The organism is Pseudorhizobium marinum, from assembly GCF_000705355.1.
Taxonomy (GTDB): Bacteria; Pseudomonadota; Alphaproteobacteria; order Rhizobiales; family Rhizobiaceae; genus Neorhizobium; species Neorhizobium pelagicum.
Map to the genome: position 1 here is coordinate 68,624 of NZ_JMQK01000014.1, position 25,900 is coordinate 94,523.

Consider the following 25,900-nt stretch of genomic DNA (forward strand, 5'->3'; position numbering starts at 1 on the left):
CAAGCCATGACAGAACTGCCTCGAGATTTTCGGCCAGTTTTGCCATAGCGACGGCGTCGACGAGGCGCGACACCCGAAGTCCTGATCTAGGCCGATCCCTGGAGTTTCCGGAATGCCTCGGGGCTGACGCCGACCCACTTCTTGAAGGCCCGGTAGAAGGCACTCGGTTCGGAGTAGCCGAGATGTGCTGCAATATCACCGACTGTCTGTCGCGTCTTTGTCAGCATGGTGCAGGCAAGGTCGCGGCGGATTTCGTCCTTGATCCTGGCGTAGCTCTGCCCTTCGTCGTAGAGCCTGTGGCGAAGTGTCGACGGCGACATGCGCATGTCGCCCGCCAGAGTTGCGAAGCTGGCCCAATTGGGCGGCGCCTTCTGACTCAGGCGTCGCCTCACGGCGGCTGCGGTGCCGGCGTCGTAGCGGTAGCGCAGAAGAATGTTGGCAGGCGCTGCGCGCAGGAACTGTTTTAGAGCCTGGTTGCTGCGCGAAATCGGCAATGCCAGCAAGGCACTGTCGAAACCGAGGCGACTGACGGGTTGATTGAACCGGATCGGGGCGCCGAAGAAAAGCCTGTGGTCTTCGCCGCCACTCGGCTCGGAACAGCGGAATTCCACCAGGCGGATGGGAATGCGTCGTCCCACGAGCCAGCAGGTCAGTCCGTGCAGGATAATCCAGTAGCTACGATAGGCGAAGGCCGACCGAGGCTCCTGCGTATCATTCAGCTCGATCTGGGCGGTCGCGTCGCCGACCACAAGCCGGCCTGTAGGAGCACCCAACACCACGTTGAGAAAGCGCAGTGCCCGGCGCAACGCCTGCTCCAGCGTGGCGGCATGCAAGACGCAGTGACACAGCAGAGTAAAGCTCCCGCGCTGCATTGGACGGGCGCCGAGACCGAAGCACTCGTCATCCAGCTCCGCCGCGATCGCAAGCCACAACTGGCCAAATGTCTGCGCCGAAACCGGCTGCCTGACAACCGGCGGCAGGTCGAGCCTCGCCAGGAGCGGCTGCGTCGGGCGTCCACTGCGACGCAGGCAATCAAGCGCCTCCTCGACAAAACTGGGGGCGATCATATGTCGTTCCAGGTCTGACATGATCCACCTGCTATGGTAAAACTGTCCGGCAGGATGGATCAGTTTCGTCATCGCTTGCAAGAAGAAAACGGCCTAGATTTCGCGACGGCCGATCTCACAGGTATCCGGCAAGGGAAAACGGCGTGATGCCGTGCATCGGCGGTAGCCCATCGACGGCGGTCGTCGTCAAGTGCCGTCACCGGGGTAGAGCAAATGATCCTTTCCGACCTTCAACAGCAGATTCGCGAGATGGCGCGTCGGTTCGCTCAGGAGCGGCTGGCGCCCGGCGCTGCCAGAAGGGACAGGGAAAGGGGCTTTCCGCGAGACGAACTGCAGGAAATGGGGACGCTCGGTCTGTTGGGCATGCTGGTGCCGGAGGTGTATGGAGGGTCCGATACCGGAACACTTGCCTACGCGGCTGCGGTTGAGGAGATTGCTGCGGCCGACGGGGCGTGCTCGACCATCATGAGCGTCCATAGCTCGGTCGGCTGCGTGCCGATCCTCAAATTCGGAACAGAGGCGCAGAAACAGGACTTCCTGCCGCGTCTTGCGTGCGGCGCGTGGATTGGCGGCTTCGCCCTGACCGAGCCACAGGCCGGCTCCGACGCATCGAACTTAAGAACCCATGCGCGACGAATTGGCAACCACTACGTCATCAACGGAACCAAACAGTTCATCACGTCCGGCAAGAATGCGCAGATGATCATTGTCTTTGCCGTCACCGATCCCGACGCCGGGAAGAGAGGGATTTCCGCTTTCATCGTCCCGACGGACACGCCTGGCTACCAGGTCGTGCGCGTTGAGGAGAAGCTCGGGATCCACGGTTCTGACACCTGCCAGATCGCCTTTGACGACATGCCGATTCCAATCGAGTTGAGGCTCGGAGAGGAAGGCGACGGCTATCGCATCGCGCTTGCCAATCTGGAAGGAGGGCGGATCGGCATCGCAGCTCAGGCCGTCGGCATGGCGCAGGCGGCATTCAGTGCCGCGCGCGACTACGCCCGCGAACGGACCGCCTTCGGCAGTCCCATCATCGATCATCAAGCGGTGGCCTTTCGTCTTGCCGATATGGCCACCCATATAGAGGCGGCAAGGCAACTCGTCTGGCACGCAGCTTCGCTGCGCGAGGCTCAACTGCCGTGTCTGTCGGAGGCATCGATGGCCAAGCTCTTTGCGTCGGAGATGGCCGAACGCGTCTGTTCCGATGCCATACAGATCCATGGCGGTTACGGCTATATGGCGGACTATCCCGTCGAGCGGATCTACCGCGATGTGCGCATCTGCCAGATCTATGAGGGAACCAGCGACGTGCAGCGTATCGTCATCGCCCGCCATCTTTAAGTGCATCGAAGCATGGTTGTCTGCCGCCATCATCAAGACGACGGAGATCTTACGAACACCAAACCGCGCGTCGGATGAACGATGCAACCGACGACCTGATGCCGACGGTATCCTGCGGCCGACTGAAATCGCTGACGTGACCATGGTTCCGATCGGGACCCTGGTGCTGAGCGATAGATGGGCTTGCAATAGCTCATCATTGCAATAATGATGAGTTATAGAGGAGCTGGCTATAACTCATGACATGGAGCTGGCAAAACGCTGATTGGCCAAACCTTAGGTACGACGCTCCAAGCTTGACATTGTTGGAGCGGAAATTCCTGCAGTCGGCCGGCGAGGTTATTGGTGCCGTTCGCCATTTCAACGAGGATGACAGCAACCAACTCCGCATTGAGTTGCTGAGCGACGAAGCGGTCAAGACATCAGAGATCGAGGGGGAATTTCTTGATCGGGTAAGTGTCCAGTCATCACTCCGCCGGCAGTTTGGGCTCAACGCCGATGACAGACAGGTACGCCCCCAAGAGCGGGGGATCGCCGAGATGATGGCGGATGTCTATCGGAGCTGGCATAACCCGCTGGGCCACGAGGGCCTGTTCCATTGGCATTCAATGCTGATGGCCGGAAATCGGTACATTGAGACGATTGGCGCTTACCGTGAGCATGAAGACGCCATGCAGATCGTGTCAGGTCGACTGGATAAGCCCGCAATCCATTTTGAGGCTCCCCCATCTCGCCAGGTTCACGTTGAGATGGAGAACTTCATCGCCTGGTTCAATCAATCCGGACCAAATGGCCGAACGCCGCTTCAAGCTTTGACACGCGCAGCAGTAGGCCATCTTTACTTTGAAAGCATTCATCCATTTGAGGATGGGAACGGCCGAATTGGGCGCGCGCTCGCCGAGAAATCCCTGGCACAAAACATTGGGCAACCCAGCCTCATTTCACTCGCCTTCACGATCGAGAAGAGCCGGAAGGCCTATTACTCCGAGCTTGAGCGACACCAACGCACGCTCGATATCACCGACTGGATCATTTTCTTTTCAGAAACTATCCTGGAGGCTCAACGGGCGACGCTGGATCGCATAAATTTCTTCATTCAAAAAGCGAAATTCTACGACCGATTTCGAAACCGACTGAACGAGCGGCAGCAAAAGGTGGTCGCGCGCATCTTCAAGGAAGGCACATCAGGCTTCAAGGGTGGCCTGAGTGCAGAAAATTACATCTCGATCACAGGTACATCTCGCGCCACAGCGACACGCGACCTTCAGCAGCTTGTCGAGATCGGTGCATTCACACGCACGGGCGAACTTCGACATACCCGCTACTCTCTGGCATGGCAGAAATAGTCTGGTGCAAATCGAATGAATTTCATCAAAACCTCTATCGGGCTTTCTTTTCTAGGCTGCGAACAGCCTGATCAGGCGGCCCCATTGCGCAGCCGCGCGATGTTCGAGGGCGATCCACCGCCACACCTTTCCACGAAAGTTCTTCAACCGCGTCGCTTTGTGCGCATGCTGGCGGAGGAGCCGTCCACAGCATCAAGATCTGCCTAAGGCCTCAACGTCGCGAGCAGGTCGCCAAACCGGTTGCCTTGGACAGCTGCTATATGGTGGCGAAGTAAAAGCCGCGCCTTCTGCGCATCGCCGGCGGTGATGTCATCCATAATCTCACAATGCTCCGCCAGTGATACCTTCATGCGGTTTCGCACCCTGAGTTGAAGTCGTCGGTAGGGGCGGAGACGGCGGTGCAGCGCGACACACTGTTCCTCCAGAAATCCGCTGTGGCTGGCCGTGTAGATCGCGCGATGGAAGATTCCATTCTCGTAGTAGTACTGATCGGTGCCGTTCTTCTCGGCGGCATGTTGACATTGCTCCACAGCGGCAAGAATGGCGGCTTTGTCGCTCTCACCGTGCCGGCGGGCAGCCAGTCCACCCGCCATAGATGCTGCGCCAAACAGGCAGATCGTCGCGTCGGCGCAGGATGCGCGGCCGGCCGATGTGCTGGAGCAGACCCTCGAGGCTGTCGCCCACCGCCACGGCCCGCGTACCGCGTACCGCGTACCGCGTATATGGTGGCGATGCAGCTCGAGTATCAATGGGCGGCGGTAGGGCATTAAAACGGCAGGGCGTGGCAAAAAATTCAAACACGCCTGTCTGGATCGCGCCGACTGGGACGTCCTTGGGCCGAACGGAAAGAAAAGTCAGAAAGGAGAAAATCATGCCTAGCACAGTCAAGCTTCATCGCGTCTTTGCCGCCAGTCCGCAAAAGGTCTTCCGCGCCTTCGTCGAGCCTGACGCGCTCGCCAGTTGGTTGCCGCCCTACGGGTTCCTCTGCACCGTCCACGAATTCGACGCGCGGGTCGGCGGCGCGCACCGGATGTCCTTCCGCAACTTCACGACGGGAGAAAGCCACTCCTTTGGCGGAACCTATCGGGAGTTCGTCCCTGGTGAACGGCTGGTCTACACAGACAGCTTTGACGACGCCAACCTGCCCGGCGAGATGCTGGTCACAGTGGCCTTCGCGAAAGTCTCAGTGGGCACGGAGGTCACCATCGAGCAGACCGGGATCCCGGACCTGATTCCGCGCGAAGGCTGCTACCTTGGCTGGCAGGACTCGCTGGACAAGTTAGTGCGGCTGGTTCAGCCGGAGATCGCCGGGTAGCAAACGATTTCCGGTGCTATCGTCGCCGGAACCCGGGTTGACGTTGCACAGCCGACCATGGCGCCTCATCGCTGCAATCCGTGTTCTTCTCACCTGTCTCGTCTGCGGGGATGACCGCCTGTTGGGTCGCACTGCAGGATGCGCTCGGTACCCGGGATAGGGGCGATCGTGTGCCTGGTCAGGAGTGGGTCGGGTACACCAAAGTTCGCCCGACATCGGAGCGACTCCACGATGAAGCTGTTGGCGACAACGGCCTGGCGGTCCCGACCACTACGGTCATTGGGTTGTTCCCAAGGAGCGTCAGCTTGTCGACCTAAGCAGACGCCGGTGGTGTGGCTTCGCGTCCATAGGCCGCCAGGAAGATTGCGACGGTCTCGTCCACCTGCGTTCGCATCTCAGGCTCGGTGGGGATCGCGGCTTCACCGAGGTACATAACCTCTGATGTTGGACCTCCCATCAGAAGCCAGTTAAACTGCTTTGCGGCTCGCACTGGATCCGTCATGGCAATCTCGCCGCGCTCGATGTAGTGCTGCAAGCCGGTCGTTAGCCGCGCAATTGCTCGGCCCGGCCCGGCTTCATAGAGGGTCCTGCCCAACTGGGGGAAACGCCCCACCTCTCCGATCACCATGCGTCTCAGTTGCATGAGAGTTGGCGTCAGGACAACCTTCAACTGCTGGGTGGCAAACCGCGTAAGCCATTCCTCAACCGGAGTGTCTTCAGGCAGTGTTTCAACCAAATTGCCCACAGCACTCGCAGCGCCCCCGGCCAGGTCGGTAGCAACCTCGAGAAAGAGTGCTCCCTTTCCTTTGAAGTGGCTGTAGATGGTTTGGATGGAAACATCTGCTGCTAGGGCTACTTGCTCCATGCTTGAGGCGACATAGCCTTCACTCAGAAAGACATCGGAGGCTGCAGCAAGGATTTTAGTTCGACTTCTCGCGATCCGCGTCTGCGCACCATTGTTCATGGATTGTCCTTGTTGCTTGCGGACAGGTTTCTGGTCGTCTTGACTGGATTAAATAGAATCGTCATTCTATTCAATAAGGAGATGCACCGATGCAGGAATCACAGTCCATCACCTGTCGCTGCCGGGCGGCTCGCCTGACGATTTCGGGCCCCAGCATTATGAGCAGCGAATGCATGTGTACCAGTTGCCGTTTGGCATCTGAATTTTTTGCTGCCTTACCGGATGGTGTCGGCGTGACGGATGGAAAGGGCGCGACTCATGTCATCATTCATCGCGCCGACAAAATCGCATGCGATGCTGGTGCAGAACGCCTCCAGCAACATAGACTTACCCCCGACAGCCCAACCAGGCGCATTTTCGCTGACTGTTGCAACACCCCGATGTTCCTCGACTTCGAACCCGGCCATTGGGTAAGCCTTTATGCGAAAAATTTGCCTGAAACCGCCCGACCAGCTGTAGAATATCGAATGTTCTGTAGCGACCTTGCCGATGCAGATCGCCTCCCCAGCGATGTGCCGAATGGCAGGCCAATCCCGCTAGGGGCCGCATGGCGCTTGGCCTCATCGTTTGCCCTTATGGGGTTCCGCAGCCCAACAGTGCCATTCCTGCAGCGAGCATCTAATGTCTGATCTCGAGAAAATTGAAATTGAGAACGTCATCTCGACCGGACGAACGAAGTTGGTCGACCGGCGGAAATACGAAGCCGTTCGGGATGCACTCCTGGTCGTCTTGCCCCGACAGTCTCCCGGCATGACCGAAGCAGAAGCCAAGCAGGCCCTCCTGCCGCACCTCACGGAGGAGCTGTTTCCTGGTGGAGACAAACTGGGCTGGTGGTTAGGTGCTGTTCGGCTTGATCTGGAAGCCAAGGGCATCGTCACCCGGGAAAACGCAAAGCCAAAGCGTTACCATCAAGCGGTCCAGCGAGTGGGAACCCTGTTGCGTTGAGCGGCAGAAAGTCCGCCAAGAGCTGCCACTCTCTGGCCTGCCGCCGGCTTCATGGAAATCGCGTTTAGGTGTTCCGTCTGAATCCGGAGAGCGTCATTGCCAAGGCGGATATTGAGCCGCGAGTATAAGCGTGAGCGGTGAAGCTGGTCGGGAAACGTTGGGCCACTGTTGCCCAGGCGGCCCGGGGGCTGGGTTGGGAAAAAGCCGCCGACGGCCGAGCAACTGGGTTTCGGTCGGTGTTTCGACAGAGGGCCCTTCGTGGAGCATTGACGTTTTGGAGCCCACCCCAACGACGAAGAAACTCCGCCGTTTGCGGTTCCGAGGTTTTTTTTCCGCGGACCATTGGGGACTACTTCATTGTAGTAGCCTCCGCGGGCTTCGTCATCACCAATATCGGTGAGCCTCAACCGTCACCCGCTGCTTGCGAAGCCGTCTCGCGGTTCTTGCGCTGGCGCGACCTGGGCGGCTTTCTGTTGCTGGTTCTGGCAAGGCGCCCTTGAACCTGACCTGGCAAGACAACTGATTTGCAGCCCGCTGGAACGGCGCAAGGACGTACTGGGCGCCTCGAATGAACGGCATGGGGCCGTCTTCGAACGACTGGGTCAGGTGTTCGCATCCACAGATGGGACAGAACGGAGAGCAGCCAGCTCCGAATCATCCAATCCGGCAACCCGGGCTCCTCGCTCACCAAGGCAGTCCCTTGCGAAGGGTTTGCAGGCCGGGGTCGCGCGTTCGATCTCCCGGGCGGGCCGGCCGACCTTTGCTGCATGAAGGAGCTCCCCCTGGCAATTTGCATCGTCGTCGATGAGCATCATTGATAAGCGCGTAACCCCCACAGGTTTGCGTGAAGCTTTTCGGTCGCGCGTGCTTGACCTGCTAATCCGACTATCGTAGCCTTGCATCATTCACCAGGGGTGCCCCGGCAAGGGGCTGAGATTCTGCTGGCTTTCGCAGCGCAGTGACCCGTTGAACCTGATCCAGTTCATACTGGCGTAGGGACGGTGCGAGCGCTCGACGATATACAGTCCACGTCTGGATTCCGTCTCTGCGTCCTTCCATCATTCCGGCTCTAGGACTGGGTCTCCAACCTGAAACTTGGAGCCTCACGATGAAGATTGCCGCCTCAACCCATTCGACAGCCGTTACCAGCGGGCCCTTGCCCGCGTCGCGCAAGATCCACTTGGCCGGAAAGCAGCATCCGGACCTTCGCGTTCCCATGCGCGAGGTCGCCCTCCACCCGACCTCCGGTGAGCTACCCGTCATCGTCTATGACACATCCGGCCCCTATACCGATCCGTCGCACGTCGTCTCGATCGAAGGCGGCCTGCCGAAGCTTCGCCAAGCGTGGATCGCAGCGCGCGACGACACCGAGATCTATCAAGGCCGCAAGATCCGGCCGGAGGACAACGGCTTTGCGGCCGGCGACCGGCTGACGCCGCAATTCTCTCCCCTGAGCCCTCCGCGCCGCGCGAAGGATGGGAAGGCGGTGACCCAGCTCGCCTACGCGCGGGCGGGTATCATAACCGCGGAAATGGAATTTGTCGCTATTCGGGAGAATCTGGGCCGGCAAGCCCAAGAGCATTCGCTGCAGCGGGACGGCGAAAGCTTCGGCGCGCACATTCCCGATTTCGTCACACCGGAGTTCGTTCGGCAGGAAGTGGCGAGTGGACGCGCCATCATTCCGGCCAATATCAACCACCCCGAAGCCGAACCGATGATCATCGGCCGCAACTTCCTGGTCAAGATCAACGCCAACATCGGCAATTCCGCCGTGACGTCCTCCATGACCGAAGAGGTGGAGAAGATGGTCTGGGCGATCCGCTGGGGCGGCGATACCGTAATGGATCTCTCCACCGGCCGTAACATCCACAACATCCGCGAGTGGATTATCCGCAACTCTCCAGTCCCGCTCGGCACCGTGCCGCTCTACCAGGCGCTGGAGAAGGTCGGCGGCATTGCGGAAAACCTCACCTGGGAAATCTATCGCGATACGCTGATCGAACAGGCGGAGCAGGGGGTGGACTACTTCACCATCCATGCCGGGGTGAGGCTCGCCTACATTCCGCTCACCATCGATCGGGTCACCGGCATCGTCTCGCGTGGCGGCTCCATCATGGCCAAATGGTGTCTACATCATCACAAGGAGAGTTTCCTTTACCAGCATTTTGAGGACATCTGCGACATCTGCCGTGCCTATGACGTCTCCTTCTCGCTGGGCGACGGCCTGCGCCCCGGTTCCATTGCCGATGCCAACGATGCTGCGCAGTTCGCTGAGCTTGAAACACTCGGCGAACTCACCAGGATTGCCTGGGAGAAAGACTGCCAGGTGATGATCGAAGGCCCGGGACATGTCCCGATGCACAAGATCAAGGAAAACATGGACAAGCAGTTGCAGATCTGCGGGGAAGCGCCCTTCTACACGCTTGGGCCGCTGACAACCGATATTGCTCCAGGTTACGACCACATCACATCAGGCATAGGTGCGGCGATGATCGGTTGGTTCGGCACAGCCATGCTCTGCTACGTCACCCCGAAGGAACATCTGGGACTGCCCGATCGCAACGACGTCAAGACTGGCGTCATCACCTACAAGATCGCCGCCCACGCAGCCGATCTCGCAAAGGGACATCCCGCAGCGAAAATCCGCGACGACGCTCTGTCCCGTGCGCGTTTCGAATTCCGCTGGGAGGATCAGTTCAACCTCTCGCTCGATCCCGAAACGGCGCGAGCCCTGCACGACGAGACGCTTCCTAAGGAAGCGCACAAGGTTGCGCATTTCTGCTCCATGTGCGGCCCGAAATTCTGCTCCATGCAAATCTCCCACGATATTCGGGCCGAGGCGCGGAAGGAGGGCTTGGCGGCAATGGCGGCAAAATACCGCGAAGGCGGCGATGTCTATATTCCGGTCCATGGGTTGTCCACGACATAGTCCGGGCAGTGACATGCGTGTTCTTGTCAAAGGGGCCGGCGTTGCCGGTCTGACGGTTGCCTGGCAACTCTATCGCCACGGCCTCGACGTGACAGTTATCGATCACGCCGAACGGGCGGGCGCCGGCGCATCCGGCATTGCCGGCGGCATGCTAGCGCCGTGGTGTGAGCGAGAAGCCGGAGACGAGCGGGTCCTCACACTTGGTCGCTTGGCCGCCGACTGGTGGGAGGCGGCCCTGCCGGGTCATGTCTGTCGTCGCGGGACCCTGGTGGTCGCCGGTGGCCGCGATACCGGCGAACTCGACCGCTTTGCCCGCCGCACAAGCGGTTGGGAATGGCGTGACGGGGCAGGTATCGCCGCACTCGAGCCCGATCTCGCTGGCCGTTTCCACCAGGCGCTGTTCTTTCCAGCCGAAGCGCATCTCGACCCGCGCGCTGCGCTTTCGGCGCTCACCGCCGGGTTGGAGGAGGCGCGCATGCGCGTCCGGTTCGGTCAGGCCGCACCGGCGCCGAGCGAGTTGACGTTCGACCGCGTCGTCGACTGCACCGGCGACGCGCAGATCGGACACCTGCCCGGGCTGCGGGGAGTGCGCGGCGAAATGCTCTTCCTCCAGATGCGAGATCTCGCCTTTTCGCGGCCCATCCGCCTGCTGCATCCCCGTTACCCGATCTATATCGTTCCGCGGGAAAACGCACGTTTCATGGTCGGGGCCACCATGATCGAAAGCGATGACAGAGATGCGGTGACAGCTCGCTCGCTGATGGAATTGATGAACGCCGCCTACGCCGTTCATCCAGCCTTCGGCGAGGCACGCGTCGTCGAAACGGGAGCCGGCGTTCGCCCAGCCTATCCCGACAACCTGCCGCGCATCACCGAACATGATGGCGTGATCCATGTGAATGGTTTTTACCGCCACGGCTTTCTTCTTGCACCCGCAATGGCCGGAGAAGTCGCGCGCCAGGTGCTCCAAAACGACAGACGAGATGAAAGGATTGCCCCATGACGTTTATCGTCAACGGCGACGAACAGGACCTTCCCGCATCGACGCTCGCCGAACTACTGGAGCTTCTCGACTACCAGGGAAACTGGCTTGCCACCGCTGTCAACGGCGAGTTGGTCCACCGCGATGATCGCGCCGGTTTCACGCTCGACCATCAGGACCGGATCGAGATCCTGACGCCCATGCAGGGAGGCTAATGTGCTGAAACTTTATGACTGTGAAGTCAAATCCCGGCTGCTGCTCGGCACGGCCGGATATCCATCGCCAGCTGTTCTTGCCGAGGCGGTGCGACGCTCGAAGAGCGAGATCGTCACCGTGTCGTTGCGCCGGGAAACAGCGGGAGGCAAGCCCGGTGGTGCGTTCTTCGAATTGATACGTGATCTCGGCGTCCGGGTTCTCCCCAATACCGCCGGATGCCACAGCGTCAAGGAAGCGGTGCTGACGGCGAAGATGGCGCGGGATCTGTTTTCGACGAACTGGATCAAGCTCGAAGTGATCGGTCATCATGATACGCTGCAGCCGGAGGTTTTTGGTCTTGTGGAGGCGGCCCGCATCCTGTGCGACGACGGGTTCGACGTATTCCCCTATACCACCGACGATCTCGTCGTTGGAGAACGCCTTCTCGATGCGGGATGCCGCGTGCTGATGCCGTGGTGCGCGCCGATCGGATCGGCGACGGGACCGGTCAATCCTGCGGGTCTGAAAGCGTTTCGAGCCAGTTTTCCCGAAGTTCCTTTGATCGTGGATGCCGGCATAGGCCGCCCGTCACATGCCGCGAGCGTCATGGAGTTTGGCTTCGATGCCGTGCTGCTCAATACGGGTGTTGCGGGGGCAGGCGATCCGGCCGCGATGGCGCAAGCCTTCGCGCTGGCCATCAACGCCGGCCATATGGCCTGTGGTGCCGTACCTCTGGAACCGCGGGACATGGCGGTTCCGTCTACGCCGGTGATTGGGAAGGCGGTGTTTACATGAAACTCGATCCCTTCTATCTCATCGTCGATAGCGCAGCTTGGATCTCCAGACTGGTGCCGCTGGGGGTCCGGCTCGTGCAGCTCCGGATCAAGAACAGCGCCCAGGCACCGCTGCGGCAGGAGCTGCGCGCGGCCAAGGCGATCTGCGCGGCACATGCATGCCAGCTGGTGGTCAACGATCATTGGAAGATGGCTATCGAGGAAGGCTGCGATTTTATCCATCTTGGCCAGGAGGATCTTGCGGCAGCCGATCTTGCTGCCATTCGAAAGGCAGGGACGAGGCTTGGCGTTTCGACTCATGACGAGGCCGAACTCGACACGGCATTCGCCGTTCGGCCCGACTACATCGCTTTGGGGCCGATTTATCCCACCGTCCTGAAGCCCATGCCCTGGTCGCCACAGGGTCTTGATCGCATCGCCCAATGGAAGATGCGGATCAGCGGAATTCCGCTTGTTGCCATCGGCGGGCTCACCGTCGAGCGGGCCGCGGGCGTACTGGACCGCGGCGCTGACAGTGCTGCCGTCGTCACTGACATCACCCGAAACGCAGATCCGGAGCGGCGTTGCACCGAGTGGATTGCCGCGACCCGACCGGTTGCCAGCAAAGCAACCTGACGTCGTTCGGCACTTGACCGGTGCATGCGTCAATTTGTGGGGAGATCGGCGGACGTGGTTGCTATGGGCCGCCGTCGGCTGGCAGCGTCGCCGGGCTGGCCGCTACTTTGGCGATCGGGGGTGGCGCTCTCCTTTCCTCTATTACCTGCGCTTCTCTAGTCGGCGGGGTTAGGTCACGCTTCTATCTCATATTTCGGCGGTCGCCTCAGCGCTTGACCGAGACGACCTGAGCGACCGTCCCCCTATGCTCGATCTGCTGCTATCGCCCAATTGTGGAGGCACCGATCGAGACCGATGGCAATCTCGAGAACGAGGACATCATGCTTTCGTGTTACGCCGCCTTTTGAACGGGAGACGAACTTGCGGGGGAAGTCTGTCCTACGTGAGATCGAGCAGACCTCCATCCACTTGAAGCCGTTGTCGATCTCGACGTCCATCGTAACTTGGGAATAGCTCGGTAGCCGATCGGATTCAACGATCCGCGTTGGAAGGTTGATTACCGATGCAATCATCTTTCGGACGGGTTCCAAGCATGCCGCATGGTAGTTCATGCCCGTGTCGGCGGTAAACGCTGCCTGGAACTCCATCTGCCAGAATTCCTTCAGGCGCATGTGGGCAGTGGTCTGCTCTTGCTCTCGACGATAGGAGCGACCGGCCTGCCAGACGCAAAGTGGTAGCTTTGTCCCTGAATGACTGTCAAGAAGGTGGTTCATGTATGCGTAGGTTGATGTCGTTGTCTCCGGTCGCAGCACAAGTTCGGTCTCCGTCGGAGTAACCTTTTCCTGAGCCCATATGTCCGCGTTTTCATAGGCGTCGGAGATCATGAGGCGGGGAATGAGCGTTGGTGCTTCGACCCGGCGTATGTCCCAGGCGGGATTGATGGAACGAAGGAAGGCCCTGACCTCTTCCGAGAAATGGCGGATGAACTCCTCGCGCCGAAGGATTTCGCGTTCCTCCCAATGCACGAGCGAATTTACGTTGAGAATGCTGAGCATGGCTTACTCTCCTGGTAGCCACTGAAGGATGAGGTGAAGTTTTACGTCCAGTCGTTCGCGCATAAACGCGCGGCATCACGACTGGACGCGAAGACCTCGTCCGCCGAACACGCACATGAAGATAATCCGCAGGTTGCGGCCTTTCTTCATTGATGGTGCTGTCAAATTGCTCATGGTCTGCGTACATGCCCTAGAGGCTGCGGAGGGTCAACCGGTGTTGAACGGGTTCTGGGCAATCAACGAATCTCTCGCTCGCCTCTATGGCTGACTGTCGTGCCGCCGCGGTTGAGACATTCTCCTCTCTCGTCCAGCCTAAGGCCTCAACGTCGCGAGCAGGTCGCCAAACCGGTCGCCTTGGACCGCTATATGATGGCGAAGCAAAAGCCGCGCCTTTTGCGCATCGCCGGCGGTGATGGCATCCACAATCTCACAATGCTCCGCAAGTGATACCTTCATGCGGTTGCGCACCCTAAGTTGAAGTCGTCGGTAGGGGCGGAGACGGCGGTGCAGCGAGACACACTGTTCCTCCAGAAAGCCGCTGTGGCTGGCCGTGTAGATCGCGCGGTGAAAGATTTCATTCTCGTAGTAGTACTGATCGGTGTCGTTCTTCTCGGCTGCGTTTTGGCATTGCTCCAAAGCGGCTAGAATGGCGGCCTTGTCGTTGTCACCGTGCCGGCGGGCAGCCAGTCCACCCGCCATAGCTTCGAGCTCGGCCATGACCTCGAACATTTCGAAAACCCGCTCCGGACCATGTTCAGCCACGACGGCGCCGCGCCGCGGCCGCATCTCGACCAGCCCGATGGCGCCAAGCTGCATCAAGGCTTCTCTGACGGGCGTTCTCGACACGCCATAGCGGGTCGCGAGTTGGACCTCGTCCAGGCGCTCGCCAGGAGGAAATTCACCGGTGACGATTCCGTTTTCGATTTCATCCCGCAGTGTCTGCGATGTCGCGCTCATGGGCTCCGTCCAATTATGCAGTTTCAATGTTCTTGTATACAAAATCGTTGACTTCGTGTGCAAGGTGATTTCAACTCTTTCCAATCCAACGGGAGGGTTGGAGTAACGGGAGGATAATGATGTTTACTCGAACAAAAGCAGTAACGCTGACGGCGGTCGTCGCACTGATGGGTGCGGTCGCGACCGGGGCGACGGCGCAGACGGTGCTGAAGGCTTCGCACCAGTTCCCCGGCGGCAAAGGCGACATACGCGACGAGATGGTGCAGATGATCGCCCGTGACGTCGCTGCCGCCGACGTTGACCTTGAGATCCAGATATTTCCCGGATCGTCGCTCTACAAGCCGAACGACCAGTGGAATGCGGTGACCCGTGGCCTGCTGGACATGACGTCCTTTCCGCTCGACTACGCTTCCGGCCGCCATCCGGAATTCTCCGCCACCTTGATGCCGGGGCTGGTCGGCAACTTCGACCGCGCCAAACGCCTGAACGATTCCGAGTTCATGACCGACATCAAGAAGGTCATCGAGGATGCGGGTGCGATGGTGATTGCGGATGCGTGGCTGTCGGGCGCTTTTGCGTCGAAACAGGGCTGCATCACGTCGCCGGATACGTTGAAGGGGCAGGTTATCCGCGCTGCGGGTCCGGCGTTCGAGGAGATGCTGGTCGCAGCAGGTGCGTCGATCTCGTCGATGCCGTCCTCCGAAATCTACACCGGCATGCAGACAGGCGTGCTCGATGCAGCCAACACCTCGTCGGCAAGCTTCGTGTCCTACCGGCTCTTCGAGCATGCCAAATGCCTGACGGCCCCCGGAGAGAATGCACTCTGGTTCATGTATGAGCCGGTGCTCGTCTCCAAGAAGGTCTTCGAACGCCTGACGCCGGGACAGCAAAACGCGATCCTTGCTGCAGGAGAGAAGGCGGAAGCCTTCTTTGACGAAGAAGTGCGCAAGGGCGATCAGCTCATGGTCGACACCTACAAGAAGGCCGGCGTCGAGGTCGTGGAGATGTCGAAAGAAGACTATGACGCGTGGCTCGAGCTGGCCAAACAGTCCTCCTACAAGAACTTTGCCGAGAGGGTTGAGGGCGGAGACGCGCTGATCCAGAAGGCTCTGGCCGTGCAATAGCGAGTGAGAGGCGCGCACAAGCTGCGCGCCTCGTCGCAATGCCCCCTGAAGGAGCCGGAAATGATCAAGGCCTACATTCGATGGATAGGCAACCTGTCTCGCCTGTTTGCGATCCTGTCGACCATCCTCATCATCCTTGCCATGCTGGTCGTCTGCCAGATGATCCTGATGCGTTACGTCTTTCGTGTCGCGACGATTTGGCAGACAGATTTCGTGGTCTTTTCCGCAACCGCGGCCATGTTCCTCGGGGCGCCCTATGTCCTTCTCAAGGGCGGGCACGTCGGGGTGGACGTCATCGAACTGCTTCTGTCGGACAAAAGCCGCGCCCGTCTTCGCCTCGTCGGTGCAATGCTCGGCTTGATCTTCTGCGTCATCATGCTGGCGGCCACCTGGGTCCAATTCCACGAGGCCTGGGCCGGCAACTGGAAGCATTCCAGCGTCTGGGCGCCACCCTTGTGGATTCCGCTGCTCGCGCTGCCCGCCGGTTTCGCCATGCTTTGTCTGCAATACGTCGCCCAGATCCTTGTGCTCACGATGCCGGGCATGCACGCGGTCGTTCATGATCCGCTCGCAGTCGTTCCGGCCGTTTCGCAGAACCAATCCAACGTGAAGGAGTATCCGCGGTGAACGTCACGGTTTCGGGACTCCTGATCATCTGCGCCCTGTTCCTGCTGCTCGCGACCGGCATGCCGATCGCCTTCGCACTCGGACTTGCAGCTTTCGTGGCCCTCTTCCTGCAGGATGGACTGCAGATCTTCTACATCCTTGGCGATACCATGTTCTCGGGCATCGCCAACCTTGCCTATGTCTCCATTCCCATGTTCGTGCTGATGGGCGCGGCCGTCGCCTCATCTCCCGCAGGCGCAGACCTCTATACCTCGCTCGATCGCTGGCTGAACCGCGTTCCAGGGGGGCTCGTTTTATCGAACATCGGCGCCTGTGCCGTTTTTTCGGGGATGACGGGATCGTCGCCGGCGACCTGTGCGGCAATAGGCAAGATGGGTATTCCGGAAATGCTGCGCCGCGGCTACCCGAATTCCGTCGCCACCGGCTCCATTGCCGCAGGCGGCACGCTTGGCATCCTCATCCCGCCCTCGGTCACGCTGATCGTCTACGGGATCGCCACCGAAACCTCGATCGGTCGCCTGTTCATGGCGGGGGTGTTTCCGGGGATCATGCTCACGGTCATGTTCATGGCCTGGGCGATCATCGACTGCAAGCGGAAGGGCTACGAGTTCGACGCGCGCTTCGTTCGCTACACGTTAAAGGAGCGCCTCGCTGGCCTGCCGCGGATCCTGCCTTTCCTGCTGATTATCGCCGGCACCCTTTACGTCCTCTACGGTGGCATCGCAACGCCATCGGAAGCGGCCGGTGCGGGCGCACTTCTGACCCTGCTGGTGGTCATCATCGCCTACCGGCTTTTCCGCTTCCGCGCCGTCAGCGGCATCTTTGGTTCGGCCATGCGCGAAAGCGTGATGATCATGATGATCATGGCCGCAGCGGAACTCTTTGCCTTTGCACTGTCATCGCTCTTCGTCACCCAGACAGTCGCCGCCGCCATCGCGGACATGGACGTCAACCGCTGGGTCCTGATGGCGGTCATCAACGTTTTCCTGCTCGTTTGCGGCATGTTCCTGCCGCCGGTGGCGGTGATCGTGATGACGGCGCCGATGCTGTTTCCCATCATCACCCAGGCGGGGTTCGATCCCTACTGGTTCGCGATCGTACTGACCATCAACATGGAGGTGGGGCTGATCACGCCACCGATCGGGCTCAATCTCTTCGTCATCAATGCGATCGCCCCGACGGTGCCGACAAGGGATATCCTGTGGGGTTCGCTCCCCTATGTCCTCGTCATGTTCCTGGCGATCCTCATCCTTTGCATATTTCCCGAAATTGCGACTTGGCTGCCCAACCAGATGCTTGGAGTTGTCGAATGAACACCTCCTCCTTCCTGGCCGACATGCTGCAGACGATCACTGAAAGAGGGCGACGGTTTCTCGCGCTCAACCAGCGGGAAAACCTGGATGACCCCGTGGGTGGTGCAGGCACCCTGTGCGAAACCCTGCTGTCGAGCCGCGGTGAAGCCTCGGGCATGGCGCTGGCAAAAAACATTCTCGAGCGTTGGCAAAGCTTCGACGAAGGAGAAAAGCGTGACTTCATGATCATGCTGCTCGACCGCTTCGGGCCGGACACACAGCGGCTCGAAACAGCGATCGACCGTTACCGCAGGGATGGGGATGCCTCGGCTCTCCTGGAACTGCACCTGGCGGCGGAACCGCGGCGCCAGGAGCTGATCCGTCGGTTCAATCTGGCGCCCAACGGCATCGAGACCCTCGTGCGGATGCGCGAGGTCCTGCTCGCACTGATGAAGGAGCGGCCCGATCTCTCTGCCGTGGATGCCGATTTCTCGCATCTGTTCGGATCCTGGTTCAACAGGGGCTTCCTCGTGCTGCGACCGATCAGTTGGTCAACGCCTGCCAACATTCTCGAGAAGATCATTCGCTACGAAGCCGTCCATGACATCGGCGGCTGGGACGAGCTGCGCCGCCGGCTGGAGCCTGAGGATCGCCGTTGCTTTGCGTTCTTTCATCCGCAACTCTCGGATGATCCGCTGATTTTCGTCGAGGTGGCGCTCACGCGCGACATTCCTTCGCGCATCGATGACCTGCTGCGGCAGGATCGCGTGTTCGTTGCAACGGGTGAGGCGACAACCGCGGTCTTTTACTCCATCTCCAATTGCCAGGAGGGCTTGAGAGGGATTTCCTTTGGCAACTTCCTGATCAAGCAGGTGGTTGAGGATCTGCGCCGGGATTTGCCGAAACTGGAACGGTTCGTCACGCTCTCGCCGGTTCCGGGCTTTGCCGCCTGGCTGGCGCGTGAGCGCCGCAACGAAGCCTCGGATGCCCTTTCTCCCTCGGCAAAGACGGTCCTTGCGGTCCTCGACGATGAAGGCTGGGCAGACGATGGGCAGAAGGCAGCGGCCGTGGAACCGGTGCTCGCGGCTGCTGCCGCATGGTACTTCCTCAGAGCGCGTGACTCCGCCGGCCGTATGGTGGATCCGGTGGCACGGTTCCATCTCGGCAATGGTGCCCGGCTGGAGCGCCTGAACGTGCTGGGGGACCGCTCGCCAAGGGCCCTGCGGCAGGCGCACGGGCTGATGGTCAACTACCTTTACAAACTGGATGAGATCGAGGCCAACCACGAGGCCTTTGCGGGCAGGCGGGACGTGGTGACGACGCCGCAAATCCGGCGCCTCGTGCCGGCCGACAAGCCCAATCAGAGCCTTGTGCCGGTCAAAGATGTCTCGCCGCGCGGGAAGACTGTCATTAACGAGCATGCGAATACGGAGCCCACCTCATGAGCAATCACCTCTTCGATGCCATCCGCACTGCCGCGAGCAGGGGAGGCATCTTCATCGACACCGCCGATGGCAGGCAATGGACCTATGATCAGATGCTCTCAGGGTCGGCAGCCCTTGCCAGAAAACTCATCCAACTGGGCGTTCAGCCCGGCGACCGGGTGGCGGTGCAGGTCGAGAAGAGCCCGGAGGCGCTTCTTCTATACCTGTCGTGCTTGCGTGCGGGCGCGGTCTATCTGCCACTCAATACCGCCTATACCCTCGCCGAACTGGACTATTTTATCGGCGATGCGGAGCCGGCGCTTGTGGTCTGTTCTCCTGCAGCGCGCGATGGACTGGTACCCGTCGCCACCGATCACGGTGCTCGCGTGGAGACGCTGGACGAGCACGGCGGGGGAACGCTTCTGCAAGGTCTGGACGAGGAAAACGCCTTTCAGGATGTCGCGCGCGGCCCCGACGACTTGGCTGCCATCCTCTACACATCCGGCACGACGGGCCGCTCCAAGGGCGCCATGCTGACGCACGAGAATCTGCTGTCGAATGCCCAGACGTTGCGCGAATACTGGCACTTCACCGCCGATGACCGCCTGATCCACGCATTGCCGATCTTCCACACGCACGGACTGTTCGTCGCGTCGAACGTCGTGTTGCTGTCGGGGGCGTCGATGTACTTCTTGCCCAAGTTTGACGCCACGCAGGTGTTGCGGCTGATGCAGACATCGACGGTGATGATGGGAGTGCCGACGTTCTACGTGCGGCTTGCCCAGCACGCGGGCTTGACGCGGGCGGTCGCCTCCAGGATGCGCCTCTTCATCTCCGGCTCGGCGCCTCTGCTGGCCGAAACCCACAAGGCATTTGCAGACAAGTCCGGCCATCTCATCCTCGAGCGCTACGGGATGACCGAAACCAACATGAACACCTCCAATCCGTATGACGGAGAACGGATTGCCGGTACAGTCGGCTTCCCGCTGCCGGGGGTCTCGCTGCGGGTCACCGATCCCGACAGCGGCAAGCCGCTGACCGACGGCGAGACGGGGATGATAGAGGTCAAGGGCCCCAACGTCTTCACCGGCTACTGGAGAATGCCGGAAAAGACCCAGGCCGAATTCAGGTCCGACGGCTTCTTCATCACTGGCGATCTGGGCAAGATCGACGAGAAAGGCTACCTCCACATCGTCGGGCGCGGCAAGGACCTCGTCATCTCAGGCGGCTACAACATCTACCCGAAGGAAGTCGAAAGCGAGATCGACCAGATCGATGGCGTTGCCGAGAGCGCGGTCATCGGGGTTCCCCATCCCGATTTCGGAGAAGGGGTCACGGCACTCGTCGTCAAGGAGAAAGGGGCGTCGGTAGACGAACGAGCCATCCTCACGGGATTGCAGGATCGCCTCGCGCGGTACAAGCAACCAAAGCAGGTGATCTTCATTGAGGAGCTGCCGCGCAACACGATGGGCAAGGTGCAGAAGAACGTCCTTCGCGAACAGTACAGGCGGCTTTACGAATCCGGGGACCGGGCCGGTTGATTCCACTGATGTGCAAAGAAAAAGCAGCCTGAATAGCCCGGACGCGTGACGGTGCCGCATCCCAAGCGAGATCCACCAAGGGGTACGCTTAAGAGCACTGAGAGGCAAACCGATCCAAACCGAGGTGCCCCATGCGCAGTCATATCGCACCGATCCATAAGGACGCCGATGGCGACTTCGGGGTTTCCTTGCCCAACGTCCAAGGAGGTCGTGACTGCGGGAACTGACCTTGCTGATGCCCGCCGGATGGCTGAAGAGGCTCTTCTCCTTCATGTGGATGGCATGCTTGAGGAGGGCGAGGCCGTACCGGAGCCTTCCCGCTTGGAAACGGCGGCGGATCAACATCACCCTTCCTGAGGATGTCCTCAAGCAGATCGATGCTTTCGCAGAAGCTCAAGGCCTTACCCGGTCGGTTTCTCGGCATTGGCGGCCAAACACCAGATCACCTCGTCGATTTGCCTTGCAAGGCAGGTCCGGCGCCTGTCTCAGGCCAATAGTACCTGATGGCCGCTCTGGGTAACCTTTCCCCTTCGCGACGCTGGAACAATACCATGGCCGGCCATGTGCCCAAACCCGGATCGGGCCGTCACCCGGGCACGCTGCTCATCGACGCTAACGGATCAGGGAGGAGGACGAAAACGGCTGCTTTGGGATCTGGGCGAAGAGGAACAATCGCGCAGCCGTCCCGTTGGTCCTGAGCAAAGGAGACCGTCATATGTCAGATATCGTTATCATTCCCCAGAATACCCTTGTTGTCGTGGCGGACGGCCACCAGGCGATCCTGCTTCGCAGTCGTGGCGTGAAGGATGCGTTGACCCTTGCCGAGGAACGGCGCGTAACGCCGCAAAATCTGGAGGACGACGGTCCTTCCGGATCTCGCCCACCGGAGCAGACCATCGTCCAGACAGACGAAGCGACCTTTGCCAAGCAGCTGGCAAACGAGCTGTACTCGATGAAGCACGCTCACCAGTTTGATAAAATGGTCCTCGCCGCCGATCCCCAAACGCTGGGCCAGCTACGAGACACCATGCACAAGACCGTGGCTGACAGCATCGTCCTGTCGTTGAACAAGGTGCTGACAAACCACAGCACCCTGGATCTGGCTAAAGCTGTTCGGGACGCTGCCGGATAGGGCGCCTTCGCATCGAGACAGGGCCACAACCGACAAGAGCGCATCCCCGCCTGGCGAGCCCGCCCGGCCTTCCGGGCCGGCGTCGTTGCGTAAGGTCAACGCCTCCGGCCTGGCTACCGGTAACGGTGAAGGCGTCGACACTGTCTGCGACATTGCTGGGCCAGCGAGTGAAGGCGGCATGACGCTAACCCAGTATCGATGCCAAGAACTCGCGCGTCCGTTCATGTTTCGGCGCACCAAGGATTGCCTCCGGCGCGCCCTGCTCGCAGATGCGTCCCTTGTCGAAGAAGCACACGCGGTCCGACACTTCGCGCGCAAAGCGCATTTCATGGGTGACCAGCAGCATGGTCAGGTCATGCTCGTGTGCCAGGCCTCGAATGACGGAAAGCACCTCTCCCACCAACTGGGGATCGAGCGCTGAGGTTGGCTCGTCGAAGAGCAGGACTTGCGGGCGCATCGCGAGCGCGCGGGCGATGGCCACCCGCTGCTGCTGTCCGCCCGACAGCTGTGCCGGATACTGGTCTTTCTTGTCTGCCAGGCCCACCATCTGGAGCAGTTCGATCGCGCGCACCTCGGCTTCCTCCCGCTGCATCCCGAGGACCCGCACCGGGGCTTCGACCACATTGCGAAGGACAGTCATGTGCGGAAAGAGATTGAAGCTCTGGAAGACCATTCCGACGTGGTTGCGGATCTGGCGCAGATGCCTTTCGGAGGCCTGGAAACGGCCCCGGCCGCCCGGTTCATGGTAGGAAGTCCCATCGAGCGTCAGCCTTCCCTCCTGGAATGGCTCAAGTGTCATCAAGATCCGCAGCACGGTGGATTTTCCCGAGCCGGATGGGCCGATCAGGGTAACCTTTTCCCCCTTGGCGACGCTGAAATTGAACTGGTCCAGCACCGTAAGAATACCGAAGCGTTTGGTCACGTCGGAAAACTCAATGAGGGGTGTATCTGTCTTTTCGTTCATCGCAACGGGATTCCTGCTTTGGGAAGCGCCTTCTGCAGGCGGTGGAGGCCGGCCGAGCAGATCAGCGTCAGGAGAAGGAAGATCAGGCCGACAAGTGTCAGCGGCACGAGGTATTCGAAGGTGCGTTCGCCAATCATGTTGGCGAGCCCCATCATTTCCATGACGGTGATCACCGAAAGCACCGGCGTTTCCTTGATCATCGCGACCAGGTAATTGCCCATGGCCGGTACGATGCGAGGAACGGCCTGCGGGATGATGATGTCGCGATAGGCTTGCATGCGCGTGAGATTCAAGGCCGTGGCTGCTTCCCACTGGCCATGATGCACGGCTTCAATGCCACCGCGGTAGACCTCGGACGTATAGGCGGCATATTGCAGGCCGAGCGCCAGCGCCCCGGTCAGGAATGCCGGCAGAACGATGCCGAAATTCGGCAGGACATAATAGAGAAAGAACAGCTGCACCAGAAGCGGCGTGTCGCGAAGGAACTCGACGACGAATGCGACCGTCCAGGAGATCGCCTTGATCCGGCTGCGGCGCAGAAGCGCGAAGATGAGGCCAAGCACGAGCGCAATGGCAAATCCCGCGGCAGCTGCTTTCAAGGTCACCGTCAGGCCGATCAGGATGATCGGAAGGATGGAGATCGTGTAGGTCAGCCAGGTGGTCGTATCCCATTCATAGCCGTACATCATCGTGTCAGCTCCTCACGAATGGGCCGAGCGGGGAAAGACATCTCCCCGCCTGACGAAGTGTTCGATGATCCGGATGGCGATCATCAGCACCAGCGACATGGCAAAATAGCAAAGAAGCGTGATGGAGTAGATGCTCGCGCTGTCGAGGGTGAGATTGCGGATCGATTGCGCTGTAAAGGTCAGGTCGGCGATCGATATCAACGACACCAGTGACGAGAGCTTCAGCGTTTCGATGGCCAGATTGCCAAACGCTGGCATCATCTCGACCACGGCCTGGGGCAGGGAGACGCGAAACAGCGTCTGAAACCGGTCAAAGTTCAGGGCTCTTGCCGCCTCCAGCTGCTGGGTGGAGACCGAAGAGAGTGCGCCACGGACAATCTCCGCGCCATAGCCGCCGACGTGGGCGGCAAGCACCAGGATGCCCGTGGTGACCGGTTCGAAGCTGAGGCCCACGAGCGGCAGCGCATAGTAGAACCAGAATAGCTGGACCAGCAGGGACGTGCCGCGGAACACCTCCGTATAGCAAAGGGCAATGGTCGATAGTACCGGCCCGCCTTCGACGCGCAGGATGCCGAAGGCGAATGCAAGCAGCGCGCCGACGACAATCGAGGCAAGCGTGATCGTCATGGTGACGCCAGCACCCTGCAGGATCATCGGCAGATAGGCACTCCAGTCCATCCAGGATCTCCCTTGCATGGGCGCCCGGCTTAGCCGGGCGCCGTCCCTGTCAGTTACCCGCGCAAAGATCCGCGACGCGCTTGTCGGCGGCAGCCGCAATGCTCTGCTCGGACAGCCCGTAGTTTGCCAGGATCGCCTTGTACTCGTCCGTCTGGCGGAACTCTACCAGTGCCGCATTGAAGGCGTCGCGCAATTCCTTGTCTTCCGGACGGAAGGCGAAGCCACCATAGTTGCGCACCGGCTGGTCATTGACGACCGGATCCGTGAAGGGCGAGACCTGCTCGACCTGATCCTGGTCCTTTGCCAGTTCCGACACGGTCAACTCGGTGGCCGCATAGGCGTCCACCCTGCTCTGGACGGTAGGGATGGCGTCGGCATTGGCCTGGATGAAGACGATCTGGTCGTCCTTGACGCCGACGGCGCGAAGGAAGTCAACATTGTTGGCCCCCGACACCACGGCGACTGTCAGCGACGGATCCTTGGCGATATCGGCATAGGTCGTAAGCCCCTTGGGATTGCCCTTCTTGACGAGAAGCCCCTCGCCATAGGACGAGTTCGGCTCCGTAAAGGCAACCTGCTTGCAGCGCTCCGGCGAGATATTCTGTTCGGCCGCAACAAAATCATAGCGCCTTGCCTTGAGCCCGGGAATGAGTGTGCCAAACGGGGTGACGGTCCAGTTGACCTCCTCGATCCCCATCGATTTCAGCACCTGATTGGCGACATCCGGTCCAATTCCCGCCGAGGTGCCGTCAGGTTGCATGTAGGAATAGGGAACTTCATTGGCAGTCGCCGCGCGAATGTATCCCTGCTCCTTGACCTCCTCGACGGTGAGTGCCGCCGCAGTCGTGACGGTTACGCTGAATGCAAGGGCGGAAAGCCCGATAAGCTTTGAAACATGCATATGTGTTCTCCTCTGGTTGGCGGTTTTTCCGTGGCCCGTTTTCGGGTCTCACGAGGTTCGCCGGCTCACGGTGGCTCCGTGACCGTGGCGATGACGGAAAGGCAGTCGCCCGCCTTGATCAGGCCGGGGACATGGCGGGCTGCAAGCACGCCATCTATGGCGGCAGCGTAGCTTATGGGGGCAATGCCGGTCTTGCCGAGGGGGTACACACGGGCGATCACGTCACCTTCGTTGACGGGATCGCCGAGATTGCAGGCAAAGGCGATCAACCCGTCATCCTCAGCAAAGGTAAAGCAGTCACTCGAGGGCATGTCCAGCCAGCGGGTCGGTCGCACGTCTGGAGCACCCTTCAGGATCCCCGCATGCCGCAAGAGATTGCCCGTCCCGCGTCGCGCGATGTCAATGGAGCGCGCACTTGCCGTGCCGGCGCCCCCAAGCTCGGTGGTGACGAAGACCTTGCCCATCTCTTCGGCTGTCGTGTCCAGCATGCCGACGGCATCGATCTCCAGCATCTTCATCGAGTATGGCGCGGAGAATGCCGCGACCGCCTGGAAACAACGTGCCTCCTGCAGCTTGTCCGGCAGCTCGTGCGCCGCCGCATAGGGCAGGAAGTCGAGTGTCTTTCCGCCGGAATGGAAGTCGAGCACGATGTCGGCGAACGGGATCAGCTGACGCGCTACGTAATCGGCGATCTTCTCGGTTACCGTCCCGTCTGGCCGGCCAGGAAAGCTGCGGTTGAGGTTTCCGCGATCAATGGGCGAGGTGCGCGTTCCCGCACGAAAGGCCGGGTAGTTGAGAGCGGGCACGATGATGATGCGCCCCTTGACCTGGGTCGGATCAAGCGTCTGCGCCAGCTCGAAAAGAGCCGCCGGGCCTTCATATTCGTCCCCATGATTGGCGCCGGTGAGAAGAGCAGTCGGCCCATCCCCATTGGCGACGACACAGATCGGAATCATCACCGAACCCCATGCACTGTCGTCGCGGCTGTAGGGCAGCCGCAGATGGCCATGCTGCACACCCTTGGCGTCAAAATCGACCGTCGGTGTGATCGCAGAAGGACGGGGCGCGGTCTCCAACATTGCG

The 25,900-nt window shown here is 60.3% G+C and carries 25 protein-coding genes, 2 pseudogenes and 1 riboswitch; of the genes and pseudogenes, 17 read left to right on the forward strand and 10 right to left on the reverse strand.

The genetic code is table 11. From position 1 onward, the window contains the following. Positions 1-86: 86 nt before the first annotated feature. Positions 87-1,088: an AraC family transcriptional regulator gene (locus EO99_RS0116765; RefSeq protein ID WP_029619768.1), complete on the reverse strand. Its 1,002-nt coding sequence runs from the start codon at positions 1,086-1,088 to the stop codon at positions 87-89. Positions 1,089-1,280: 192 nt separating this feature from the next. Between EO99_RS0116765 and EO99_RS0116770 the strand changes: the two genes are divergently transcribed. Then, on the forward strand, positions 1,281-2,408 hold the full coding sequence (locus tag EO99_RS0116770; RefSeq protein WP_029619769.1) for an acyl-CoA dehydrogenase family protein: 1,128 nt from the start codon (positions 1,281-1,283) through the stop codon (positions 2,406-2,408). A 239-nt stretch (positions 2,409-2,647) separates the two neighbouring features. Next, the gene (locus EO99_RS0116775) at positions 2,648-3,754 is read left to right on the forward strand and encodes a Fic family protein (protein ID WP_029619770.1); all 1,107 of its coding nucleotides are present in this window, start codon (positions 2,648-2,650) and stop codon (positions 3,752-3,754) included. 203 nt (positions 3,755-3,957) lie between these two features. Here EO99_RS0116775 and EO99_RS0116780 read toward each other — a convergent pair. Then, a pseudogene (locus tag EO99_RS0116780) lies at positions 3,958-4,347 on the reverse strand (GntR family transcriptional regulator); the annotation flags it as partial. Between the two features lie 278 nt (positions 4,348-4,625). Between EO99_RS0116780 and EO99_RS0116785 the strand changes: the two are divergent. Continuing rightward, on the forward strand, positions 4,626-5,069 hold the full coding sequence (locus EO99_RS0116785; RefSeq protein ID WP_029619772.1) for an SRPBCC family protein: 444 nt from the start codon (positions 4,626-4,628) through the stop codon (positions 5,067-5,069). 313 nt (positions 5,070-5,382) lie between these two features. Here the strand turns inward: EO99_RS0116785 and EO99_RS0116790 are convergent, their stop codons facing one another. Next, positions 5,383-6,033, reverse strand: a complete 651-nt coding sequence (locus EO99_RS0116790) for a TetR/AcrR family transcriptional regulator (protein ID WP_029619773.1) — start codon at positions 6,031-6,033, stop codon at positions 5,383-5,385. Positions 6,034-6,122: 89 nt separating this feature from the next. Here EO99_RS0116790 and EO99_RS27530 point away from each other — a divergent pair, with 89 nt between their 5' ends. The 7 genes from EO99_RS27530 to EO99_RS0116825 all read left to right on the forward strand — a co-directional run bounded on the left by EO99_RS27530 (position 6,123) and on the right by EO99_RS0116825 (position 12,493). Further along, positions 6,123-6,662, forward strand: a complete 540-nt coding sequence (locus EO99_RS27530; protein ID WP_077067102.1) for a GFA family protein — start codon at positions 6,123-6,125, stop codon at positions 6,660-6,662. Beyond that, positions 6,655-6,978, forward strand: a complete 324-nt coding sequence (locus tag EO99_RS0116800; protein WP_029619775.1) for a DUF6958 family protein — start codon at positions 6,655-6,657, stop codon at positions 6,976-6,978. Before EO99_RS27530 ends, EO99_RS0116800 begins: the two co-directional genes overlap by 8 nt. A 900-nt stretch (positions 6,979-7,878) precedes the next feature. Continuing rightward, a riboswitch (TPP riboswitch) is annotated at positions 7,879-7,995 on the forward strand. A 91-nt stretch (positions 7,996-8,086) separates the two neighbouring features. After that, on the forward strand, positions 8,087-9,907 hold the full coding sequence (gene thiC, locus EO99_RS0116805; protein ID WP_029619776.1) for a phosphomethylpyrimidine synthase ThiC: 1,821 nt from the start codon (positions 8,087-8,089) through the stop codon (positions 9,905-9,907). A 13-nt stretch (positions 9,908-9,920) separates the two neighbouring features. After that, positions 9,921-10,910: a glycine oxidase ThiO gene (gene thiO / locus EO99_RS0116810; protein WP_029619777.1), complete on the forward strand. Its 990-nt coding sequence runs from the start codon at positions 9,921-9,923 to the stop codon at positions 10,908-10,910. Continuing rightward, the gene (gene thiS / locus EO99_RS0116815) at positions 10,907-11,104 is read left to right on the forward strand and encodes a sulfur carrier protein ThiS (protein ID WP_029619778.1); all 198 of its coding nucleotides are present in this window, start codon (positions 10,907-10,909) and stop codon (positions 11,102-11,104) included. Before thiO ends, thiS begins: the two co-directional genes overlap by 4 nt. A 1-nt stretch (position 11,105) precedes the next feature. Beyond that, positions 11,106-11,879, forward strand: coding sequence for a thiazole synthase (locus tag EO99_RS0116820; RefSeq protein WP_029619779.1), 774 nt, complete (start codon positions 11,106-11,108; stop codon positions 11,877-11,879). Next, on the forward strand, positions 11,876-12,493 hold the full coding sequence (locus tag EO99_RS0116825) for a thiamine phosphate synthase (protein WP_029619780.1): 618 nt from the start codon (positions 11,876-11,878) through the stop codon (positions 12,491-12,493). The genes EO99_RS0116820 and EO99_RS0116825 overlap by 4 nt, the downstream gene beginning before the upstream one ends. Before the next feature lie 242 nt (positions 12,494-12,735). Here the strand turns inward: EO99_RS0116825 and EO99_RS0116830 are convergent, their stop codons facing one another. Beyond that, positions 12,736-13,488: an aminoacyl--tRNA ligase-related protein gene (locus EO99_RS0116830; protein WP_029619781.1), complete on the reverse strand. Its 753-nt coding sequence runs from the start codon at positions 13,486-13,488 to the stop codon at positions 12,736-12,738. A gap of 312 nt (positions 13,489-13,800) precedes the next feature. Further along, complete coding sequence (locus EO99_RS0116840; RefSeq protein ID WP_029619782.1) at positions 13,801-14,445, reverse strand: GntR family transcriptional regulator; 645 nt, start codon at positions 14,443-14,445, stop codon at positions 13,801-13,803. 167 nt (positions 14,446-14,612) lie between these two features. Between EO99_RS0116840 and EO99_RS0116845 the strand changes: the two genes are divergently transcribed. The 7 genes and pseudogenes from EO99_RS0116845 to EO99_RS0116870 all read left to right on the forward strand — a co-directional run bounded on the left by EO99_RS0116845 (position 14,613) and on the right by EO99_RS0116870 (position 21,585). Then, the gene (locus tag EO99_RS0116845) at positions 14,613-15,569 is read left to right on the forward strand and encodes a TRAP transporter substrate-binding protein (protein ID WP_408002876.1); all 957 of its coding nucleotides are present in this window, start codon (positions 14,613-14,615) and stop codon (positions 15,567-15,569) included. A 60-nt stretch (positions 15,570-15,629) separates the two neighbouring features. After that, on the forward strand, positions 15,630-16,196 hold the full coding sequence (locus EO99_RS0116850) for a TRAP transporter small permease subunit (RefSeq protein ID WP_081852103.1): 567 nt from the start codon (positions 15,630-15,632) through the stop codon (positions 16,194-16,196). Continuing rightward, positions 16,193-17,509 (forward strand): TRAP transporter large permease, encoded by a 1,317-nt coding sequence (locus EO99_RS0116855; RefSeq protein ID WP_029619785.1) that lies wholly within the window; start codon positions 16,193-16,195, stop codon positions 17,507-17,509. Before EO99_RS0116850 ends, EO99_RS0116855 begins: the two co-directional genes overlap by 4 nt. Continuing rightward, positions 17,506-18,933 (forward strand): malonyl-CoA decarboxylase, encoded by a 1,428-nt coding sequence (locus EO99_RS0116860; protein WP_029619786.1) that lies wholly within the window; start codon positions 17,506-17,508, stop codon positions 18,931-18,933. Before EO99_RS0116855 ends, EO99_RS0116860 begins: the two co-directional genes overlap by 4 nt. Then, on the forward strand, positions 18,930-20,453 hold the full coding sequence (locus EO99_RS0116865) for a malonate--CoA ligase (RefSeq protein WP_029619787.1): 1,524 nt from the start codon (positions 18,930-18,932) through the stop codon (positions 20,451-20,453). The genes EO99_RS0116860 and EO99_RS0116865 overlap by 4 nt, the downstream gene beginning before the upstream one ends. Positions 20,454-20,584: 131 nt before the next feature. Beyond that, positions 20,585-20,957 (forward strand): annotated as a pseudogene (locus EO99_RS26740) (type II toxin-antitoxin system HicB family antitoxin). A gap of 211 nt (positions 20,958-21,168) precedes the next feature. Beyond that, entirely contained in the window at positions 21,169-21,585 is a 417-nt protein-coding gene (locus EO99_RS0116870) for a host attachment family protein (protein ID WP_328286605.1), read from the forward strand. A gap of 184 nt (positions 21,586-21,769) precedes the next feature. Here EO99_RS0116870 and ehuA read toward each other — a convergent pair whose 3' ends face one another. The 5 genes from ehuA to doeB form a co-directional block, all read right to left on the reverse strand. Beyond that, on the reverse strand, positions 21,770-22,549 hold the full coding sequence (gene ehuA / locus EO99_RS0116875) for an ectoine/hydroxyectoine ABC transporter ATP-binding protein EhuA (protein WP_029619789.1): 780 nt from the start codon (positions 22,547-22,549) through the stop codon (positions 21,770-21,772). Then, positions 22,546-23,238, reverse strand: coding sequence for an ectoine/hydroxyectoine ABC transporter permease subunit EhuD (ehuD, locus tag EO99_RS0116880; RefSeq protein ID WP_029619790.1), 693 nt, complete (start codon positions 23,236-23,238; stop codon positions 22,546-22,548). The genes ehuA and ehuD overlap by 4 nt, the downstream gene beginning before the upstream one ends. Before the next feature lie 12 nt (positions 23,239-23,250). After that, a complete protein-coding gene (gene ehuC / locus EO99_RS0116885) occupies positions 23,251-23,916 on the reverse strand; it encodes an ectoine/hydroxyectoine ABC transporter permease subunit EhuC (RefSeq protein ID WP_029619791.1) in 666 nt (221 codons plus the stop codon). Positions 23,917-23,965: 49 nt separating this feature from the next. Then, entirely contained in the window at positions 23,966-24,817 is an 852-nt protein-coding gene (gene ehuB, locus EO99_RS0116890; RefSeq protein ID WP_029619792.1) for an ectoine/hydroxyectoine ABC transporter substrate-binding protein EhuB, read from the reverse strand. A gap of 65 nt (positions 24,818-24,882) precedes the next feature. Next, on the reverse strand, positions 24,883-25,896 hold the full coding sequence (doeB, locus tag EO99_RS0116895) for a N(2)-acetyl-L-2,4-diaminobutanoate deacetylase DoeB (RefSeq protein ID WP_029619793.1): 1,014 nt from the start codon (positions 25,894-25,896) through the stop codon (positions 24,883-24,885). Positions 25,897-25,900 lie beyond the last annotated feature (4 nt).

Excerpts from the sequence above, each read along its gene's own strand:
- EO99_RS0116770 (WP_029619769.1), top strand. The coding sequence starts at position 1,281 with ATGATCCTTTCCGACCTTCAACAGCAGATTCGCGAGATGGCGCGTCGG.
- EO99_RS0116840 (WP_029619782.1), bottom strand. The coding sequence starts at position 14,445 with ATGAGCGCGACATCGCAGACACTGCGGGATGAAATCGAAAACGGAATC.
- EO99_RS0116850 (WP_081852103.1), top strand. The coding sequence starts at position 15,630 with ATGATCAAGGCCTACATTCGATGGATAGGCAACCTGTCTCGCCTGTTT.
- EO99_RS0116800 (WP_029619775.1), top strand. The coding sequence starts at position 6,655 with ATGTCTGATCTCGAGAAAATTGAAATTGAGAACGTCATCTCGACCGGA.
- EO99_RS0116790 (WP_029619773.1), bottom strand. The coding sequence starts at position 6,033 with ATGAACAATGGTGCGCAGACGCGGATCGCGAGAAGTCGAACTAAAATC.
- EO99_RS0116825 (WP_029619780.1), top strand. The coding sequence starts at position 11,876 with ATGAAACTCGATCCCTTCTATCTCATCGTCGATAGCGCAGCTTGGATC.
- EO99_RS0116775 (WP_029619770.1), top strand. The coding sequence starts at position 2,648 with ATGACATGGAGCTGGCAAAACGCTGATTGGCCAAACCTTAGGTACGAC.
- ehuC (WP_029619791.1), bottom strand. The coding sequence starts at position 23,916 with ATGGACTGGAGTGCCTATCTGCCGATGATCCTGCAGGGTGCTGGCGTC.
- EO99_RS0116765 (WP_029619768.1), bottom strand. The coding sequence starts at position 1,088 with ATGTCAGACCTGGAACGACATATGATCGCCCCCAGTTTTGTCGAGGAG.
- thiS (WP_029619778.1), top strand. The coding sequence starts at position 10,907 with ATGACGTTTATCGTCAACGGCGACGAACAGGACCTTCCCGCATCGACG.
- EO99_RS0116830 (WP_029619781.1), bottom strand. The coding sequence starts at position 13,488 with ATGCTCAGCATTCTCAACGTAAATTCGCTCGTGCATTGGGAGGAACGC.
- ehuB (WP_029619792.1), bottom strand. The coding sequence starts at position 24,817 with ATGCATGTTTCAAAGCTTATCGGGCTTTCCGCCCTTGCATTCAGCGTA.
- ehuD (WP_029619790.1), bottom strand. The coding sequence starts at position 23,238 with ATGATGTACGGCTATGAATGGGATACGACCACCTGGCTGACCTACACG.
- EO99_RS0116845 (WP_408002876.1), top strand. The coding sequence starts at position 14,613 with ATGGGTGCGGTCGCGACCGGGGCGACGGCGCAGACGGTGCTGAAGGCT.
- thiC (WP_029619776.1), top strand. The coding sequence starts at position 8,087 with ATGAAGATTGCCGCCTCAACCCATTCGACAGCCGTTACCAGCGGGCCC.
- ehuA (WP_029619789.1), bottom strand. The coding sequence starts at position 22,549 with ATGAACGAAAAGACAGATACACCCCTCATTGAGTTTTCCGACGTGACC.
- doeB (WP_029619793.1), bottom strand. The coding sequence starts at position 25,896 with ATGTTGGAGACCGCGCCCCGTCCTTCTGCGATCACACCGACGGTCGAT.
- EO99_RS0116860 (WP_029619786.1), top strand. The coding sequence starts at position 17,506 with ATGAACACCTCCTCCTTCCTGGCCGACATGCTGCAGACGATCACTGAA.
- EO99_RS27530 (WP_077067102.1), top strand. The coding sequence starts at position 6,123 with ATGCAGGAATCACAGTCCATCACCTGTCGCTGCCGGGCGGCTCGCCTG.
- EO99_RS0116865 (WP_029619787.1), top strand. The coding sequence starts at position 18,930 with ATGAGCAATCACCTCTTCGATGCCATCCGCACTGCCGCGAGCAGGGGA.
- thiO (WP_029619777.1), top strand. The coding sequence starts at position 9,921 with ATGCGTGTTCTTGTCAAAGGGGCCGGCGTTGCCGGTCTGACGGTTGCC.
- EO99_RS0116870 (WP_328286605.1), top strand. The coding sequence starts at position 21,169 with ATGTCAGATATCGTTATCATTCCCCAGAATACCCTTGTTGTCGTGGCG.
- EO99_RS0116785 (WP_029619772.1), top strand. The coding sequence starts at position 4,626 with ATGCCTAGCACAGTCAAGCTTCATCGCGTCTTTGCCGCCAGTCCGCAA.